The 18896-nt window shown below is 65.6% G+C and carries 10 protein-coding genes; 8 read left to right on the forward strand and 2 right to left on the reverse strand.

The genetic code is table 11. The features are described from left to right. The first annotated feature begins 7 nt into the window (after positions 1 to 7). From GTP55_RS23305 to sppA, 3 genes are all read left to right on the forward strand, one after another. Positions 8 to 1210, forward strand: coding sequence for an MFS transporter (locus GTP55_RS23305; protein ID WP_161047201.1), 1203 nt, complete (start codon positions 8 to 10; stop codon positions 1208 to 1210). 123 nt (positions 1211 to 1333) lie between these two features. Continuing rightward, complete coding sequence (locus tag GTP55_RS23310) at positions 1334 to 2779, forward strand: sodium:solute symporter (protein ID WP_161047202.1); 1446 nt, start codon at positions 1334 to 1336, stop codon at positions 2777 to 2779. Positions 2780 to 2819: 40 nt separating this feature from the next. Next, on the forward strand, positions 2820 to 4712 hold the full coding sequence (gene sppA / locus GTP55_RS23315) for a signal peptide peptidase SppA (protein WP_161047203.1): 1893 nt from the start codon (positions 2820 to 2822) through the stop codon (positions 4710 to 4712). A gap of 81 nt (positions 4713 to 4793) precedes the next feature. On the opposite strand, the gene GTP55_RS23320 is transcribed toward sppA, so the two are convergent. Next, a complete protein-coding gene (locus tag GTP55_RS23320) occupies positions 4794 to 6050 on the reverse strand; it encodes a sensor histidine kinase (RefSeq protein WP_161047204.1) in 1257 nt (418 codons plus the stop codon). Beyond that, positions 6050 to 6787: a response regulator gene (locus GTP55_RS23325; RefSeq protein ID WP_161047205.1), complete on the reverse strand. Its 738-nt coding sequence runs from the start codon at positions 6785 to 6787 to the stop codon at positions 6050 to 6052. The genes GTP55_RS23320 and GTP55_RS23325 overlap by 1 nt, the downstream gene beginning before the upstream one ends. Before the next feature lie 253 nt (positions 6788 to 7040). Between GTP55_RS23325 and GTP55_RS23330 the strand changes: the two genes are divergently transcribed. Genes GTP55_RS23330 through GTP55_RS23350 form a run of 5 tightly spaced genes read left to right on the forward strand, consistent with a single transcriptional unit; the run spans position 7041 to position 18894 of the window. Further along, positions 7041 to 8369 carry an efflux RND transporter periplasmic adaptor subunit gene (locus GTP55_RS23330; RefSeq protein WP_161047206.1) on the forward strand — a complete coding sequence of 443 codons (1329 nt, stop codon included), beginning with the start codon at positions 7041 to 7043 and terminating at the stop codon, positions 8367 to 8369. Then, positions 8366 to 11536, forward strand: coding sequence for an efflux RND transporter permease subunit (locus GTP55_RS23335; protein WP_161047207.1), 3171 nt, complete (start codon positions 8366 to 8368; stop codon positions 11534 to 11536). The genes GTP55_RS23330 and GTP55_RS23335 overlap by 4 nt, the downstream gene beginning before the upstream one ends. Then, complete coding sequence (locus tag GTP55_RS23340) at positions 11533 to 14826, forward strand: efflux RND transporter permease subunit (RefSeq protein WP_161047208.1); 3294 nt, start codon at positions 11533 to 11535, stop codon at positions 14824 to 14826. Before GTP55_RS23335 ends, GTP55_RS23340 begins: the two co-directional genes overlap by 4 nt. Beyond that, positions 14823 to 16268 (forward strand): efflux transporter outer membrane subunit, encoded by a 1446-nt coding sequence (locus GTP55_RS23345; RefSeq protein ID WP_161047209.1) that lies wholly within the window; start codon positions 14823 to 14825, stop codon positions 16266 to 16268. Before GTP55_RS23340 ends, GTP55_RS23345 begins: the two co-directional genes overlap by 4 nt. A 46-nt stretch (positions 16269 to 16314) precedes the next feature. Next, positions 16315 to 18894, forward strand: a complete 2580-nt coding sequence (locus tag GTP55_RS23350; RefSeq protein WP_161047210.1) for a chemotaxis protein CheB — start codon at positions 16315 to 16317, stop codon at positions 18892 to 18894. The last annotated feature ends 2 nt before the right edge of the window (positions 18895 to 18896 follow it).

An 18896-nucleotide genomic window follows, 5' to 3' on the forward strand; every position in this document is an offset into this window, starting at 1 on the left:
TGACGTCATGCCCATTGCACTACTCGCGCTGACCATCAGCGCTTTCGCCATCGGGACCACCGAGTTTGTCATTGTCGGCCTGCTGCCGACCATCGCCGCCGATCTGGGCGTGAACCTGCCGTCGGCCGGACTGCTGGTCAGCCTGTACGCTCTGGGCGTGGCCGTCGGCGCGCCGCTGCTGACCGCGCTGACCGGCAAAGTGCCGCGCAAGCTGCTGATGGTGTCGCTGATGGTGCTGTTCACCCTCGGTAACCTGCTGGCCTGGAAAGCGCCCGGCTACGAATCGCTGGTGATCGCCCGCATCCTTACCGGCCTGGCGCACGGCGTATTCTTCTCGATCGGCTCGACCATCGCCACCTCGCTGGTGCCGAAGGAGAAAGCGGCCAGCGCGATCGCCATCATGTTCACCGGCCTGACCGTGGCGCTGGTGACGGGCGTCCCGCTGGGGACTTTCATCGGCCAGCATTTCGGCTGGCGCGAGACTTTCCTGGCCGTGGCGGCGCTGGGTGCAATTGCGGTGATCGGCAGCATGCTGTTTGTGCCGGCGACTATCCAGCACAACAAACCGGCGTCGCTGCTGCAGCAGATGAAAGTGCTGGCGGAGCCGCGCCTGTTGCTGGTGTACGCCATGACGGCGGTGGGTTACGGCGGCTCGTTCATTGCCTTCACCTTCCTGGCGCCGATCCTGACCGACATCACTGGCTTCAGCGCCAGCGCGGTGGGGCTGGTGATGCTGGTGTACGGTGTGTCGGTCGCGGTGGGGAATATCTGGGGCGGCAAACTGGCCGACAGGCGCGGCCCGATTGGCGCGCTGAAGATCATCTTCCTGGGGCTGGCCGCTGTACTGGTGGTGTTGAGCTTCGCCGCGTCGTACAAATGGCTGATGCTGGCGACTGTACTGGTGTGGGGCGCGGTGGCGTTTGGTAACGTGGCCGGCTTGCAGGTGTATGTCGTGGAGCAGGCGGAACACTACACGCCGCGTGCGGTGGATGTGGCCTCGGGCCTGAACATCGCGGCGTTCAACCTGGGGATTGCAGGTGGCGCATGGGGCGGTGGTCTGATCGTTGAGCATGTGGGCCTGGTGCACACCGGCTGGATCGGCGGGCTGGTGGTACTCGGCGCGCTGGGCCTGACCGCCCTGAGCGGACGGCTGGATCGGCTGAATCCACGTGCCGTGCGGGGCAGCAGCGTGCGCGTGGCCGCACACTAAGCCCGCACTGCGCTTGGGGTCTGACCACGTACGGGGTCAGACCCCGGTTTGGCTTCGGGGTAAAAGCCAGCGCCGCCAACTGGTGTATATTGGCGGCGATCTGAATTCTTCGCCGCCCACCCCATGTCCGCAGTCTCGCTGTTTTGCCTCGTCTCCGCTTATTTCGCCGTGCTGCTGATCGTTGCCTGGCGCACCTCCCGCAACGCCAACAACGACAGTTTCTTCATCGGTAACAAGCGCAGTAACTGGCTGCTGGTGGCGTTCGGCATGGTGGGCACCACGCTGAGCGGAGTGACGTTCATCAGCGTCCCCGGCGCGGTCGGCCGCGATGGTTTCGGCTACCTGCAGGTGATCCTCGGCTATGTGCTGGGCTACATCGCCGTCACCTTCATCCTGCTGCCGCTGTACTACCGCCTCAAGCTCACCTCGATCTACACCTATCTCGAACAACGCCTCGGCCAGCGCGCCTACCAGAGCGGCGCCGCGTTCTTCAGCATCTCGCGCCTGCTGAGCGCCTCGGCGCGGCTGTACCTGGTGGTCAACATCCTGCAACTGACGATCCTCGACAGCATGGGCGTGCCGTTCTGGCTGACGACCACCGTCATCCTCGTCATGATCCTGCTGTACACCTACGAAGGCGGTGTCAAGACCATCGTCTGGACCGATACGCTGCAAACCACCGGCATGGTCCTGGGCCTGGTGATCTGCGCCGGCTGGCTGCTGCACGCCATGCACCTCGGCCCGCTGGACAGCTTCGCGCAGATGCAGGCGCACGGCCTGACGCGGGTCATCACGACCTCGGTCGACAGCCCGGCCAACTTCTGGAAGCAGCTGCTGGCCGGATTCTTCATCGTCCTCGCGATGACCGGCATGGACCAGGAGACCATGCAGAAGAACATCTCCGTGCAAACGCTGCGCGACTCGCAAAAGAACATGCTGCTCACCACCGCTGTACTGACCGGTGTACTGGTACTGTTCATGTACCTTGGCGGGTTGCTGTACCTGTACGCGCCGACGGCCGGTGTAACGGCGGCAGGGGACAAGCTGTTCCCCGCCGTGGTGATGGGCCACATGCCGGCGGCGCTGCAACTGATATTCTTCATTGGCCTGATCTCGGCGCTGTTCCCCAGCGCCGACGGCGCCATGACCGCGCTGACCTCCAGCTTCAGCATCGACATTCTCGGCGTGCAGCGCCGCAGCGAGCTGACGGAAGCCGGCCGCAAACGCCTGCGTCACCGCGTGCACCTGGCGTTCTGCGCCATCTTCCTGGCGCTGGTACTGGTATTTAAATGGGTGGACAACGCCAGCATGGTCGGCCTGGTGCTCAAGCTGACCGGCTACACCTATGGCCCATTGCTGGGGCTATTCGCCTTCGGTATCCTGACGCGCCGTGCCGTGCGTGACCGCTGGGTGCCAGTCGTGGCGCTGGCCGGCCCGCTACTATGCTATGTTATTGATTTTAATCAGCAATCGCTGTTTGGAAGCTATCGGATCGGGCTGGAATTGCTTATCCTGAACGGCTTGCTGGTGTTCGCCGGCCTGCTGGTCATTTCCAAAAAGCCGCTGTAGCGGTATTATCATTGCAAATTACGCAACCACTGGAGTGTTGATGAGTCAGTCCCCGCAATCCCCGCAAAAACCGCGTTCGTTTGTCCGTCGCGGCTTCGCCTTTTTCTGGCGTTCGGTCGACGCCACCCGCCGCACGGTGCTGAACCTGATTTTCCTGGCCATCGTGCTGATCCTGCTGTACGCCATCTTCGGCGGCGGCGCCAAGCCGCTGCAGCCGAAAACCACGCTGGTGCTGGACCTGAAGGGCCAGCTGGTCGAACAGTCCAGCGTTAACGCCACGGAAGCGCTGCTGGCCAATGCCCGCGGCGGCGAAGTGCACAAGATGATCCAGCTGCGTGACGTGCTGGCCGTGCTGGACACCGCCGCCAAGGACCCGAACGTGGAATCCGCCGTGCTGCTGACCGACGACCTGCAAGGCGCCGGCCAGGCTTCGCTGCGTGAAGTGGCGGCCGCCATCGATCGCTTCAAGGCGGCCGGCAAGCCGGTCATCGCCTGGGGCGCCAGCTACGACCAGCGCCAGTACCTGCTGGCCGCGCATGCCAGTGAAGTCTATCTGCATCCGATGGGTATGGTGATGATCGAAGGTTTCGGCCGCTATCGCAATTACTACCGCGATGCGCTGGACAAGCTGGGCGTCACGGTCAATCTGTTGCGCGTCGGCACCTACAAGAGTTTCGGCGAGCCGTACATCGCCAACGGCCCGTCGCAGGCCGCCACTGAAGCGGAGTCGTATCTGAACAATGCGCTGTGGGCGTCGTACACCGACAATGTCGAGAAAGCGCGCAAGCTGCCGCAAGGCCAGATCATGAAGACCATCAATGACCTGCCGACGCAAGTGGCGGCGGTGAATGGCGACCTGGCCAAGCTGTCGCTGGCCGAGAAGCTGGTCGACGGCCTGAAGACCAAGGACGAAATCCGCCAGATGATGATCAAGCGCGGCGCCGCCGATGCGGACGCCAAGAGCTTCCGCCAGGTAGCGTTTGACGAATACCTGGCGCGCGTGCCGCACAAGCTGACCGGCGACGCCGTCGGCGTGATCGTGGCGCAGGGCGAGATCAGCGACGGCAGCGCCGGTCCTGGTTCGATCGGCGGCGATTCGACCTCGAAGCTGATCCGCATGGCGCGTGAAGACAACAGCATCAAGGCCGTGGTGCTGCGCATCGATTCGCCCGGCGGCAGCGCCTTCGCTTCGGAGCTGATCCGCCGCGAACTGGAACTGACGCGCGCCGCCGGCAAGCCGGTGGTGGTCTCGATGGGTAACGTGGCAGCTTCGGGCGGCTACTGGATTTCGATGTCGTCCGATGAAGTGATCGCCGAGCCGACCACCATCACCGGTTCGATCGGCGTGTTCGCCATCCTGCCGACCGCCGACAAGGTGATCGACAAGCTTGGCATCCACACCGCCGGCCAGCCGACCACCTGGCTGGGTGATGCAGGCAACCCGCTGCGACCACTGGACCCGCGCTTCGGCCAGGTGATCCAGGGCAGCATCAACCATATCTACGCCGAGTTCACCACCAAGGCGGCGCAGGCGCGCAAGACTACGCAGGAGAAGATCAACGAAGTGGCGCAGGGCCGTGTGTGGACTGGCGCGCAGGCCAAGGATCGCGGTCTGGTCGACCGTCTGGGCAGCTATGGCGACGCGCTGAAATCGGCCGCCGCCCGCGCCAAACTGCCGGCCGATTACCGCGTGGTGTACGTCGAGCGTGATATCAGCAAGTTTGACCGTTTTGTGGAGATGATCGGCGGCGGCACAGCGCAAGCGGTGGCGCAGGCGGTGTCGGCACAGCTGAAACTGGGTGCTGCGGCCACCACCGGCCTGCCGCCAAGCGCGGCAACCGGTATCGCCCAGGACCTGGGCTGGCTGACGGAGATCACGGCGCAGCACAAGCCGTTCACCGCGATCACCCACTGCCTGTGCGAATCGCCGTAACGTCATTCCCGCGAACGCGGGAATCCATGCCGAGTCTGATGAGCTAGCGTTCTATGGATCCCCGCTTTCGCGGGGAGGACGTCAGGCTAGCGGCAACTCCACCTCGAAGCAGCTGCGCCCATCCCGCATCAGGGCGCAGCGGGCTTCGCCGCCATGGCGCCGGGCGATCTGGCGCACCAGTGCCAGACCCAATCCCGCACCATTGTTATCCAGCGTGCCGCGACGGCGGAAGAAGGGTTCGAATACGCGCTCGAATTCCGGATCCGGCACGCCAGGACCCTCATCCCATACCCGCAACGTCGCCACATTATTCGCGCAGGTGATGCGCACGCTGGCCGGCGGCACGCCGTGGCGGTGCGCGTTCTCCAGCAAATTGCGCAGCAGTCGGCGCAGCAGGCGCGGATCGCCCTGCATCAAGGCCGACTCGCCATCCAGCATGGTGTCGTCGTAGCGCGCGCATTCTTCGGCGGCTAACGCCAGCAGGTCCAGTTCTTCGGAGTCGGTATTTTCCGGGATTGCGCCCAGGCGGCTGGCCAGCAGGATTTCGTCCAGCAGGTGATTCAGTTCGGCGATGTCCTGTTCCAGGCCCTTGCGGCGTTTCGGGTCGATGCCTTCCGGGATCAATTCCAGCGCCAGCCGGATGCGCGCCAATGGCGTGCGCAATTCGTGCGAAGCGTTGGCCAGCAGCGTCTTGTGCGCGCCGACCAGCTGCTCGATCTGGTCGGCGGCGCGGTTGAAACTTTGCGCCAGCCGCGCCACTTCGTCCTTGCCTTCGATCGGCACGCGCGCGGTGAAATCGCCGGCGCCGAGTTTTTCGACGCCGATCTGCAGCCGCTCCAGCCGCTTGGTCAGATGCCGCACCAGCGGGAAGGCCGCCACGCCAATGCCCAGCGCCACCAGCAGCAGGGCGTTGTGCAGCATGGCCTTGGGCCGCGTGAAGCCCAGCGGTTCGCTCGACAGCAGCTTGCGCCCGTCCGGCAGGCGCACGAACGATTCCGGCGGCGGTCCGGTCACGCCCTGGCGGCGCCAGTGACGCGCCGGGATCAGGTCTCCCACCACGGCCAGCGGACGCCAGTCGCGGGTGTACAGCGTCATGTGAGCGTTATTCAGGTTGGCGGCGACGCGCGCCAGCGCGGCCTGTTGCATGTCTGGCGGCGCGTCGGGCGGCGCCAGCACGTTTTGCATTACTTGCGCCAGCGTGGCGTTGGAGCGCTCCAGCGGGCTGCCGGTACGGTTCCAGATTTCCAGCGTGGCGAAGGCGAAGATCGCCAGGATCACCAGCAGCGCGACGTAAAAGCGGAAGTAAAGGCGCGGCAGGCCTATATTAAAACGCTTCATCAATCCTGCACCTTGGCGAACAGGTAGCCGGCGCCGCGCACGGTGATGATGCGGCGCGGTTTTTTGGGATCGTCTTCCACGGCAGCGCGGATGCGCGACATGTGGACGTCGATCGAGCGGTCGAAGGCTTCCAGCGGCTCGCCCTTGAGCAGGTCCATCAGCGCATCGCGCGACAGCACGCGGCCGGCGTGTTTTGCCAGCACCAGCAGCAGGTCGAACTGGTAGGCGGTCAGTTCGCACGGCACGCCGTCCAGCCGCGCGGCATGGGCGGCCGGGTCGACTTCCAGCCGGCCGAAGCGCAGGAACTCGTCCTGACCGGGCTGCGCGCGCTGGCCGGCGCCGGGTGGCGTGTCCAGGTGGCGCACGTCGACGCGGCGGCGCAGGATCGCGCGCAATCGCGCCAGCAGTTCACGCGGTTCGAAAGGCTTGGGCAGGTAGTCGTCGGCGCCGATTTCCAGGCCGACGATGCGGTCGATGGCGTCGCCGCGCGCGGTCAGCATCAGCACCGGCACGTCGGAGGTGGCGCGCAGCTGGCGGCACACGTCCAGGCCATCCATATCAGGCAGCATCAGGTCGAGGATCACGGCGTCGATCTCGGAGGCGGCGATATGGTCCATGGCGATGCGGCCTGTGGGCGCGTGCAGCACGCGAAAGCCGGACTGGCCCAGGTACTCGGTAAGCATCTCGGCCAGGCGCGGGTCGTCTTCTACCAGCAAAATTCGGTCTACAGGGTTCATGCGATTAATTCTACGCTACGGTGAGGGTACGGTCAGTGCGGCCAGTATGCCGCGCGCGCATGTAGGAGCGATGTCGGCTCGGTAAAGATATGTAAAGGTAGTTTAACGATAAATGCGCAAAGTCCTTGATTTGTAGCGAGTTTGTAACCCCAGACAAAGGCCGACAGACAGCGGCAGGACCTTGTGCTAGAGTCCACGCATTGATTCCATGGCGCGTTTGCCATGGACACGCACGCCTAGAAAAAGGATAACGATGGATTCGCAAGCCAAGCCGACTTTGAATGCCAAACCTCCCAAACGCAGCCGCAAGCTACTCGGCAGCGTGATCGCCGTCGCCGTGATGGCGGCGTTAGGGGGATTGGCGTGGTATCTGACGCACCAGCCGGCAGGCGGCGCGCCCGGTGCGCAAGGTGCCGGCGGTCCTGGCCCGGGCGGTCCCGGTGGTCCTGGCGGTCCTGGTGGCGGTGCAGGCGGCCGCCGCATGCCGGCCACCACGGTCGGCGTGGCGACTGCTGAAAAAGCCGACGTGCCGGTCACGCTGGAAGCCCTCGGCACGGTGACGGCGGCTGCCACCACCACGGTGCGTCCGCAGGTGTCGGGCATCCTGCAATCGGTGTTGTTTAAAGAAGGTCAGATGGTCAAGGCCGGCCAGGTGCTGGCGCGGATCGATCCGCGTCAGTTTGAAATGGCGCTGATGCAGGCCACCGGTAACCGCCAGCGAGACGAAGCGCAGCTGGAAAACGCCAGGCTGACGCTGAACCGCTATCGCACGCTGTTGACCCAGGACTCGATCGCCCGCCAGGACGTGGACACGCAGGCGGCGCTGGTCAAGCAGCTGGAAGGCACGGTGCTGACCGACAAAGCGGCCGAAGGCACGGCCAGGCTGAATCTGGGCTACACCAAGGTGGTGGCGCCGATTTCCGGCCGCGTGGGTTTGCGCGTGGTCGATATCGGTAACCTGGTCAGCTCCAGCGACACCGGCGGCCTTGCCGTGATTACCCAGCTGTCGCCGATCGACGTTGAATTCTCGATCCCGCAGGACAGCGTGCCGGGCGTGGCGCAGCGCGTCAACGACGGCGCCACCTTGCCGGCGCTGGCGCTGAACCGCACCCGCACCGCGACGCTGGACAGCGGCGCCTTCAAGGCCATGGACAACCAGATCGACACCCAGACCGGCACCGTCAAGGCCAAGGCGCGCTTCGCCAATGCCAAGCTGGCGCTGTTCCCGAGCCAGTTCGTCAACGTGCGCCTGGAACTGAACACCATCAAGGACGCCGTCATGGTGCCGGTGAACGCTGTGCGTCACGGTAACAGCGGCGACTTCGTCTACGTGCTGAAAGAAGACAAGACCGTTACCGTGCGGCCGGTCACGCGCGGCGTCGCCACGGTCGACAAGGTGCAGATCACCGACGGCCTGAAACTGGGCGAACAAGTCATCACCGAAGGCGCCGACCGCCTGAAAGAAGGCGCCAAGGTCACGCTGCCTGGCGCCAAAGGGCAGGGCGCTGGCGCGGCCGGCGCCGCATCGTCGCCGAACGGCGAGCATCATCGCCGTAACAAGGAAGGCGCAGCGAAGCAATGAGTCCATCCGCACCCTTCATCCAGCGTCCGGTAGCGACGTCGCTGCTGATGCTGGCGATCGTCCTGGCGGGTATCGTCGGTTTCAAGTTCCTGCCGTTGTCGGCGCTGCCGCAGGTGGACTTCCCGACCATCCAGGTACAAACGCTGTACCCGGGCGGCAGCCCGGAAGTGATGGCGCAGACCGTGACCGCGCCGCTGGAACGCCAGTTCGGCGCCATGGCCGGCCTGTCGCGCATGAGTTCCACCAGCGCCGCCGGCGTTTCCATCATCACGCTGCAGTTTGGCCTGGGCCAGACGCTGGACGTGGCCGAGCAGGAAGTGCAGGCCGCGATCAACGCCGGCAACTCGCTGCTGCCGACCGACCTGCCGGCGCCGCCGGTGTACGCCAAGGTCAACCCGGCCGATGCGCCGGTGCTGACGCTGGCGATCACCTCCGACACCATGCCGCTGACCGAAGTGCAGAACGTGGTCAACACCCGCCTGGCGCTGAAAATGAGCCAGGTCTCCGGCGTCGGCCTGATTACCCTGAGCGGCGGCCAGCGTCCTGCGGTCCGCATCCAGGCCGACACCAACGCCCTGGCCTCGTATGGCCTGGGCCTGGACACGCTGCGCACCGCCATCACGGCGGCCAACGCCAATGGCGCCAAGGGCAGCTTCGACGGCCCGACCCGCGCCTACAGCATCAACGCCAACGACCAGCTGGTGACCGCCAAGGACTATAAAGACCTGATCCTGGCGTACAAGAACGGCGCCCCGGTGCGCCTGTCCAACGTCGCCCAGGTGATCGACAGCGCCGAGAACGTGGAGCTGGGCGCCTGGTCCGGCACCAAATCCAGCCTGAAACAGGCGATTATCCTCAACGTGCAGCGTCAGCCCGGCGCCAACGTCATCGCCACCGTGGACGCCATCAAGGCGCGCCTGCCGGAATTGCAGGCCGGCCTGCCGGGCGCCATCCATGTCGAGGTGCTGAGCGACCGCACCACCGGCATCCGCGCTTCCGTCGAACACGTCGAGATGGAGCTGGTGCTGGCCGTGGTGCTGGTGGTGCTGGTGATCTTCGCCTTCCTGCACAGCATCCGCGCCACCGTGATCGCCAGCCTGTCGGTGCCGATTTCGCTGATCGGCACCTGCGGCGTGATGTATCTGCTGGGCTATAGCCTGAACAACCTGTCGCTGATGGCGCTGACCATCGCCACCGGCTTCGTGGTCGATGACGCCATCGTCATGATCGAGAACATCGCCCGCTACATCGAAGAGGGCGAAACGCCGATGGCCGCCGCGCTCAAAGGCGCCAAGCAGATCGGCTTCACCATTATTTCGCTGACGGTGTCGCTGATCGCCGTGCTGATTCCGCTGCTGTTCATGGGCGATGTGGTGGGCCGCCTGTTCCGCGAATTCGCGATCTCGCTGGCGATCACCATCCTGATCTCCGCCGTGGTGTCGCTGACGCTGGTGCCGATGATGTCGGCCCGCTGGCTGAAGAGCCACGCCGAAGAGAAGCCGTCGCGCTTCGCGGTGCGCTTCCAGCAGTTCTTCGACTGGGTGATCGGCCATTACGACAAATCGCTGACCTGGGTGATCAACCATAGCGGCCTGACGCTGCTGGTGGCGCTGGCCACCTTGCTGTTGACGGCGCTGCTGTACGTGGTGATTCCGAAAGGCCTGTTCCCGACCCAGGACACCGGCCAGCTGCAGGCGCGCCTGGAAACCGGCAAGGCTGTTTCGTACGACAAGATGGCGGAGCTGCAGCAGAAGGCTGCCCAGGTGATCCTGCAGGATGCGGCGGTCGAGAACCTTAGCTCGGTGGTCGGCGTGGATGCGGCCAACAACACCATGCTGCACACCGGCAGCATGCTGATCAACCTGAAGCACGACCGCAGCGGCAACCAGCAGGACATCATGGACCGCCTGCGCGCGCGCGTGGCCGAGATTCCGGGCCTGACGCTGTACCTGCAACCGACCCAGGACTTGACCATCGACGCCGAAACCGGCCCGACCCAGTTCCGCGTATCGATTGAAGGTGCGGATAACGCCTCTGTCAACGAGTGGGCCACCAAGCTGGAAGCGCAGATGCGCACCAAGGCCCAGCTGCGCAACGTCACCTCGGACGTTGGCGCCAGCTCGGCGGCGGCCTATGTCACGGTTGATCGCGACACCGCGTCGCGCCTGTCGGTGACTGCCGCCTCGATCGATGACGCGTTGTACAGCGCCTTCGGCCAGCGCATCGTCTCGACCATCTTCACCGAGACCAACCAGTACCGCGTGATCCTGGAAGCGCGCCGCAATTCGATCAACACCCCGGCCGATCTGGAAAACCTCCAGCTGCGCACCGGCTCCGGCAAGGCCACGCCGCTGGCGGCGGTAGCCAGCGTGACCGAACGCACCGCGCCGTTGCAGGTGACGCACGTGGCGCAGTATCCGGCCACCACGCTGGGCTTCGACACCGCGCCGGGCGTGTCGCTCGGCACCGCGGTGGACAGCATCAAGCAGGCCGCCGCCGAGATCAAGTTCCCGTCCGCCGTGACGCTGACCTTCCTCGGCGCCTCCGGCGCGTACCAGAATTCGCTCAACAACCAACTGTGGCTGATCCTGGCCGCCGTGGTCTGCGTCTACATCGTGCTGGGCGTGCTGTATGAAAGCTATATCCACCCGCTGACGATTCTGTCGACGTTGCCGTCGGCCGGCGTCGGCGCCTTGCTGGCGCTGTGGATCACTGGCCAGGACCTTGGCGTGATCGGCATCATCGGCATTATCCTGCTGATCGGTATCGTCAAGAAAAACGCCATCATGATGATCGACTTCGCCATCGAGGCGGAGCGCGACGAGGGCAAGCCGCCGCGCGAGGCGATTCACCAGGCCGCGCTGCTGCGTTTCCGCCCGATCCTGATGACCACACTGGCGGCGCTGTTCGCCGCCGTGCCGCTGATGCTGGGCTGGGGCGAGGGCGCTGAATTGCGCCGTCCACTGGGCCTGGCCATCTTCGGTGGCCTGATTGTCAGCCAGATGCTGACGCTGTTCACCACGCCGGTGATTTACCTGGGCTTCGACAGCCTGGCGCGCCGCGTCAACCGCCGCTTCAAGGGCGAGCCGCCGCGCGACCCGCACCAGGCGGCGCTGCTGTCGCCGCAGGTGGGCCACCAAGGCCAGGGCAAAGGTGACGCGTCGTGAATCTGTCGTCCCCATTCGTCAAGCGTCCGATCGCCACCGTCCTGCTGACGGTGGGCGTGGCGCTGGCCGGCATCGGCGCGTTCTTCGTGCTGCCGGTGGCGCCGCTGCCGCAGGTGGACTTCCCGATTATTTCGGTGAGCGCCACGCTGCCCGGCGCCAGCCCGGACACCATGGCCACCAGCGTCGCCACGCCGCTGGAGCGGCACCTGGGCACCATCGCCGGCGTCAATGAAATGACCTCGCAGTCGAGCACCAGCTCCGCCAACGTCACCTTGCAGTTCGATTTGAACCGCAACGTCGACTCGGTGGCGCGCGAGGTGCAGGCCGCGATCAACGCCAGCCGCGTCGACCTGCCGTCCACGCTGCGCAGCAATCCGACCTACCGCAAGGCCAACACCTCCGGCGCGCCAATCATGATTCTGGCGCTGACCTCGAAGACGCGCACGCCGGGCCAGATCTACGACGCCGTCTCCAACATCGTGCTGCAACGCCTGTCGCAAGTGACCGGCGTCGGCGACGTGGAACTGGGCGGCAGCTCGCTGCCGGCGGTGCGGGTCGAACTGAACCCGTATGCGCTCAACAAGCAGGGGCTGTCGATGGAGGACGTGCGCGCCGCCATCCAGGCCGCCAATGCCAACCGGCCGCGCGGCGCCTTGCAGGGCAACGGCCGCCGCCTGCAGATCTATTCCGAGTCGGCCAACGCCTCCGGCGGCCGCAGCGCCGCCGACTACCAGAACCTGATCGTCGGCTACCGCAACAGCACCGCGATCCGCCTCCGGGATGTGGCGGAGGTGGTGGACGGCGTCGAGGATCAGAACAACCTTGGCCTGTTCAACGGCGAGAAGGCCATCATCGTGCTGCTGCGTTCCCAGGCCGGCGCCAACGTCATCGAGACGGTGGACAGCGTGCGCGCGCAACTGCCGATGCTGCAGGCGCAGCTGCCGCCGGACGTCAAGATCCAGGTGGCCAGCGACAGCACCAACTCGATCCGCTCGTCGCTGCATGAAATCGAGATTACGCTGATTATCTCGATTCTGCTGGTGGTGCTGGTGGTGAGCGTTTTCCTGCGCAATGTGCGGGCGACCATCGTGCCGACCGTGGCCACCATCGTCTCGCTGCTGGGCACTTTCGGCGTGATGTACCTGCTGGGCTTCAGCCTGAATAACCTGTCGCTGATGGCGCTGACCGTGGCCACCGGCTTCGTGGTCGATGACGCCATCGTGGTGCTGGAAAATACCACCCGCCACATCGAGGCCGGCATGGACCGCTTCGAGGCGGCGTTGCTGGGCGCACGCGAGGTGGGCTTCACCGTGCTGTCGATCAGCCTTTCGCTGATTGCCGTCTTCATTCCGCTGCTGTTCATGGGCGGCCAGTTCGGCGCGCTGTTCAAGGAATTTGCGATTACGCTGTCGGCCGCCGTGGTGATTTCGCTGGTGATCTCGCTGACCACCACGCCGATGATGTGCGCCTGGCTGCTGTCGCCGGGGAATGTTCACGCCAAGCCGCCAGGCCGCATCGCGCGCTTCTTCGAGCGCGGCTTCGACGCCATCCTCAAAGGCTACGAGCATGCGCTGGACTGGGCGCTGCACAGCGTCTGGCTGGTGATGCTGAGCCTGGTGTTCGTGATAGGCCTGAACTTCTACCTGTTCGCGGCGATTCCCAAGGGCGGCTTCCCGCAGCAGGACACGGGCCAGATCAACGGCGGCATCCGCGCCGACCAGAGCATCTCGTTCCAGGCCATGCAGGGCAAGCTGAAACAGCTGGTCGACATCATCAAGGCCGATCCGGACGTGGCCACGGTGGTCGGCTTTACCGGCGGCCGGCGCGCCGGCGGCGGCTTCATGTTCGTCAATCTGAAGCCAGCCAATGAACGCAAGGTGGCAGGGCAGGCGGTGATTGCGCGCCTGCGGCCGAAGCTGGCACGGGTCACCGGCGTCACGCTGTTCCTCAGCCCCGTGCAGGACTTGCGCTCGGGCGGCCGTTCGGCCAACGCCAACTACCAGTACACGCTGAAGTCCGACAACCAGGCCGACCTGAAAAAATGGGCGGCCCGTCTGGCGGAAGCGATGAAGGGGCAGAAAGCGCTGACCGACGTCGACTCCGATCAGGCCGACAACGGCGTCGAGACCTTCGTCACCATCGACAAGCAGAGCGCTTCGCGTCTCGGCATCTCGACCAAGGATATCGACAATGCGCTGTACGACAGCTTCGGCCAGCGCCAGGTGGCGACCATCTACGATGAGCTGAACCAGTACCACGTCATCATGGAAGTGGCGCGCGAGTATGCCAAGAGCCCTGAATCGCTGAAGGACGTCTACGTGCCGTCCACCGGCCTGCCGGCGCCGAGCGCCGCCAACCCGAGCGGCGCCCAGGTGGCGACGACGGCGGCGGCCACCAGCACCAGCGGCACCAGCAGCAGCACGACCACGTCGTCGGCCACCGCCGCCAACATCGCCGCGCCGGCGGTACGCGATGCCTCGTCCGGCAATTCGCTGAGCACCTCGGCCACCACCATGGTGCCGTTGTCGACGGTCGCCAGCTACGCCGAAAGCTCGGCGCCGACCTCGATCAACCACCAGGACGGCGAACTGGCCACCACCATCGCCTTCAACCTGGCGGACGGCGCCAGCCTGTCCGAGGCGGCGGCGCAGATCGCCCAGGCAGAAGCGGAAATCGCCATGCCCAATAATGTGCGCGGCAGCTTTGCCGGCGCCGCCAAGTCGGCGCAGGACAGCAACAAGTCGTTGCCGCTGCTGATTCTGGCAGCCATCGTGGTGATCTACATCGTGCTGGGCATCCTGTATGAAAGCCTGGTGCACCCGGTGACGGTGCTGACTACGTTGCCGTCGGCCGGTGTCGGCGCGGTGCTGGCGCTGCTGATCTTCAAGATGGAGTTCTCGACGATTGCGCTGATCGGCATCTTCCTGCTGATTGGTATCGTCAAGAAGAACGCCATCCTGATCATCGACTTCGCGCTGGAAGCCGAGCGCGCGCGCGGCCTGTCGCCGATGGAAGCGGTGCGTGAAGCCTGCCTGCTGCGTTTCCGCCCGATCCTGATGACCACCGTGGCCGCCGCCCTGGGCGCGCTGCCGCTGGCGATCGGCTTTGGCGAAGGCTCGGAGCTGCGCCAGCCGCTCGGCGTGGCCATTATCGGTGGCCTGATCGCCAGCCAGCTGCTAACGCTGCTGACAACGCCCGTGGTCTACATCCTGATGGACAAGCTGCGTCGCCGCAGCCCGTCCGAACAACAACTAAGCCGCATTCATAGCGACGAGCCGATTACATCATGAGCAAATACGCACCAACCTCCCGTTATCCCCTGACTGCGCTGGCCATGGCGGTTGCGCTGCTGGCCGGCTGTTCGGTCACGCCGACCTACAAGGTGCCGGAGACGCCGCAGCCGGCGGCCTACAAGGAGACCCCGAGCGACACCGACAAGGCTGCCGCCGGCTGGACCGCCGCCGCCCCGGCCGACACGCTGGAACGCGGCCCGTGGTGGCAGCTGTTCGGCGATCCGCTGCTGAACCAGCTGGCCGACAGCATCGAGGTGAATAACCAGAACGTGGCCGCCGCCATCGCTTCGTACGCGCAGGCGCGCGCGCTGGTGGCCGAGCAGCGCGCGTCGCTGTTCCCGGTGGTGGACCTGAACGGTAGCGCCACCCGCAGCGGCGGTGGCGGCAACACGCAGACCGCCAACCAGTACCGCGCCAACATCGGCGCCAGCTGGGAGCCGGACGTGTGGGGCAAGCTGCGCGCCGGTGTCGGCAACGCCAACGCCAGCCTGCAAGCCAGCGCCGCCGACCTGGCCGCCGCGCGTCTGTCGGCCCAGGGCGAGCTGGCCACCAACTACTTCGCACTGCGCGAGGCGGACGCCGAGAAGGCACTGCTGGAGCAGACCACCGAAGGCTATGAGCGCGTGCTGCAAATCACGCAGAACCGCTTCGACGCCGGCATCGCCGCCAAGTCCGACCTGCTGCAGGCGCAAACCCAGCTGGCCAGCGCCCGCATCGACCAGATCACGCTGGTGCGCACCCGCGCCACCTACGAACACGCGATCGCGGTCCTGCTGGGCAAGGCCGCCAACGACTTTTCGCTGGCGCCGGCCGAGTGGAAGATCACCGTGCCGGATGTGCCGACCGGCCTGCCATCGACGCTGCTGCAACGCCGTCCGGACATCGCCGCCGCCGAGCGCCGCGTGGCCGCCGCCAATGAAAACATCGGCATCGCCCGCAGCGCCTACTTCCCGAGCCTGAACCTGACCGGTTCCTTCGGCTACGGCGCGGCCTCCACCGGCGGCTTGTTCAACGCTTCCAACAATCTGTGGTCGCTGGGCCTGACGGCGGCGCAGACGCTGTTCGACGCCGGCGCCACCAAGGCCCGCGTCAGCGGCGCCGAGGCGGCGCGCGACCAGGCCATCGCCAGTTATCGCCAGGCGGTGCTGACGGCGTTCGCCGATGTCGAGAACCAGCTGGTGGCCACGCGCGCGCTGGTGCAGCAGCAGGATCTGCGCAAGACGGCGTCGGAAGCGGCCGACCAGGTCGAGGCGCAGCTGCTCAACCGTTACCGCGCCGGCCAGGTCAGCTACAGTGATGTGGTCACGGCGCAGCAGACCGCGCTGACCGCGCGCCGCGCGCTGGTGCAGGCCCAAGTCAACCGCCAGACCACGGCGATTGCGCTGATCCAGTCGCTGGGCGGCGGCTGGCACGCCGCTGGCAACCCAGCCGCCGACTAAGCATCACGCTTGGTTTTTAGGGGAGGGCTTTGTATAATCAGGCAAGATGATTACGCCCGCCCCCGCCCCTGACGACGCAGCCGCCAGCGCCACCGCGTCGCCAGACGCCGCAGTGCCGGTGGTGGGAATTGGCGCATCCGCCGGCGGGCTCGATCCGATCTGCGAATTCCTGGCCAGCGTGCCGCCCGCCAGCGGCATGGCCTATGTGGTGGCGCAGCATGTCGACGCCCAGCATCAGGACATTCTTACCCAGCTGTTGCAGCGCGTGACGCCGATGCCGGTCAGCGAGGTGCAGGACGGCATGGCGCTGATGCCCGATCGCGTGTACGTGGTGCCGGCGCGCGGCCAGCTCAGTCTTGACGGCGACCGTTTCGCGTTGCAGCCGCCGCCGGCGCGGCGCACCGACCATCTGGCGATCGACCGCCTGTTCATGGCGCTGGCCGAGCATGGCCCCGGCCATGCGGTCGGCGTGGTGCTGTCCGGCATGGGCGCGGACGGTACCCTCGGCCTGAAGGCGATCCGCGAGACCGGCGGCCTGACCATGGCGCAGCTACCGCCGTCGGCCCGCTTCGAGTCGATGCCGGCCAGCGCCATCGGCGCCGGCGTGGTCGATGTGGTGGCGCCGCCGGCCGAACTGGCGCGCCACGCACTCGACTGGTGGCGGCGCGATGACGGTATCGTCGCGGGTGGCGATGCCTTGCGCCAGCGCGACGCCCTGCAGCAGATGTACCAGCTGCTGCAGTCGCAAACCGGCGCCAACTTCGCCGATTACAAACTGAGCACCGTCATGCGCCGCATCGAGCGCCGCATGAAAGTACACCAATGCCGCGAGCTGCCGGACTATATTGTCTTCCTGCGCGCCAATCCGGGGGAAGTCGACCTGCTGTTCAAGGAACTGCTGATCGGCGTGACCAACTTCTTCCGCGGCCCCAAGGTGTGGGAGTACCTGATCGAGACGGCGCTGCCGCAGCTGCTGGCGCGCCATCCGCAGGGCGCTGCGTTCAAGGCCTGGGTGCCGGCCTGTTCGACCGGCGAGGAAGCCTATACGCTGGCCATCAGTTTTCACGAAGTGCTGGCGCAGCTGCGTCCAACTGCCCAGTACACGTTGCAGATTTTCGCCACCGACCTCGATGACGACGCCGTGACGCGGGCGCGCCAGGGCGTGTTCAGCGCCGCCATTCGCGACGATGTCGGCGAGCGGCGCCTGCAGCGCTATTTCGTCGCCACCGACAGCGGCGGCTACCGCATCCGCAAGGACATCCGCAACACCATCATCTTCGCGCGTCAGAACATCATTTCCGATCCGCCGTTTACCAAACTCGATCTGCTCTGCTGCCGCAACCTGCTGATATACTTTACAGCGAAGCTACAGCGCGACCTGATTCCCCTGTTTCACTATGCGCTCAAGCAGGACGGCTTGCTGTTGCTGGGGAGTGCGGAAACGCCGGGCGAGTTTACCGAGCTGTTTGCGCCGCTGAATGCGGCGGCGCGCGTGTACCGCCGGCTGGAAGCGTCGATCAACCATGTCGCCAGTTATTTTCCCACCCGGGTCAGCAATGTCTCGGCCCCTTCCGTTATCGCATCCGATCTCCCATCCATGAACGGCAATCTCCAAACTCAGGTCGAGCAGCAGCTGCTCAAGAAGCATACGCCGGCGGCGGTGTTGCTGAACGTGCATGGCGACATCCTGTACATCCATGGCCGTACCGGCGCCTATCTCGAGCCGGCCGCCGGCAAGGCCAACTGGAACATCCATGCGATGGCGCGCGAGGGCTTGCGCCACGAACTGGCCGGGCTGCTCAAGCGCGCCATGCAGGGCGAGGGCGCCCCCAGCGTGCGCGGCCTGATCCAGCGCGATGCCGCCGGCAACCCCGCCACGGCGGTCGACATGACGGCGGAGGCGATGGCGGCAGACAGCCCGCTGGCCGGCGCCGTGCTGGTCACCTTTGCCAGTGTCGCGGTGCCGGCCGAGCGCCGTCGTCCGCGTTCGCGCAACCCGCAACTGCTGGAGCTGGAGCAGCAGCTGGCGCAGGCGCGGCTGGAAATCCAGGCGGTGCGCAACGAGATGCAGGCTTCGCGCGAGGAACTCAAGTCGGCCAATGAAGAGCTGCAGTCGACCAACGAGGAACTGCAATCGACCAACGAGGAACTGACCACCTCCAAGGAAGAGATGCAGTCGCTGAACGAGGAACTGTACACCGTCAACGCCGAGCTGCAATCCAAGGTGGACGACCTGTCGATGGTCAATGGCGACATGAAGAATCTGCTCAACAGCACCGACGTCGCCACCATCTTCCTCGACAGCGAACTGCGCATCCGCCGCTTTACCGATCGCGCCACCCAGATCTACAAGCTGATTCCGGGCGACGTGCAGCGCCCGCTGGGCGACATCGTCAACGACCTGGACTACCCGGAGCTGCAGGACGACGCGCGCGAGGTGCTGCGCACGCTGGTGTACAGCGAGCGCCAGATTCCCACCCGCAGCGGCGGCTGGTACACGGTGCGCATCATGCCGTACCGGACGGTGGACAACGTCATCGACGGCGTGGTCGTCACCTTCATTAACATCAGCGAAGCCAAACAACTGGAGGCCAGGCTGCGCTTGATACAAGGTACGCCGGAGTGATC

The sequence above is a fragment of the Duganella margarita genome (assembly GCF_009857535.1).
GTDB lineage: Bacteria > Pseudomonadota > Gammaproteobacteria > Burkholderiales > Burkholderiaceae_D > Rugamonas > Rugamonas margarita.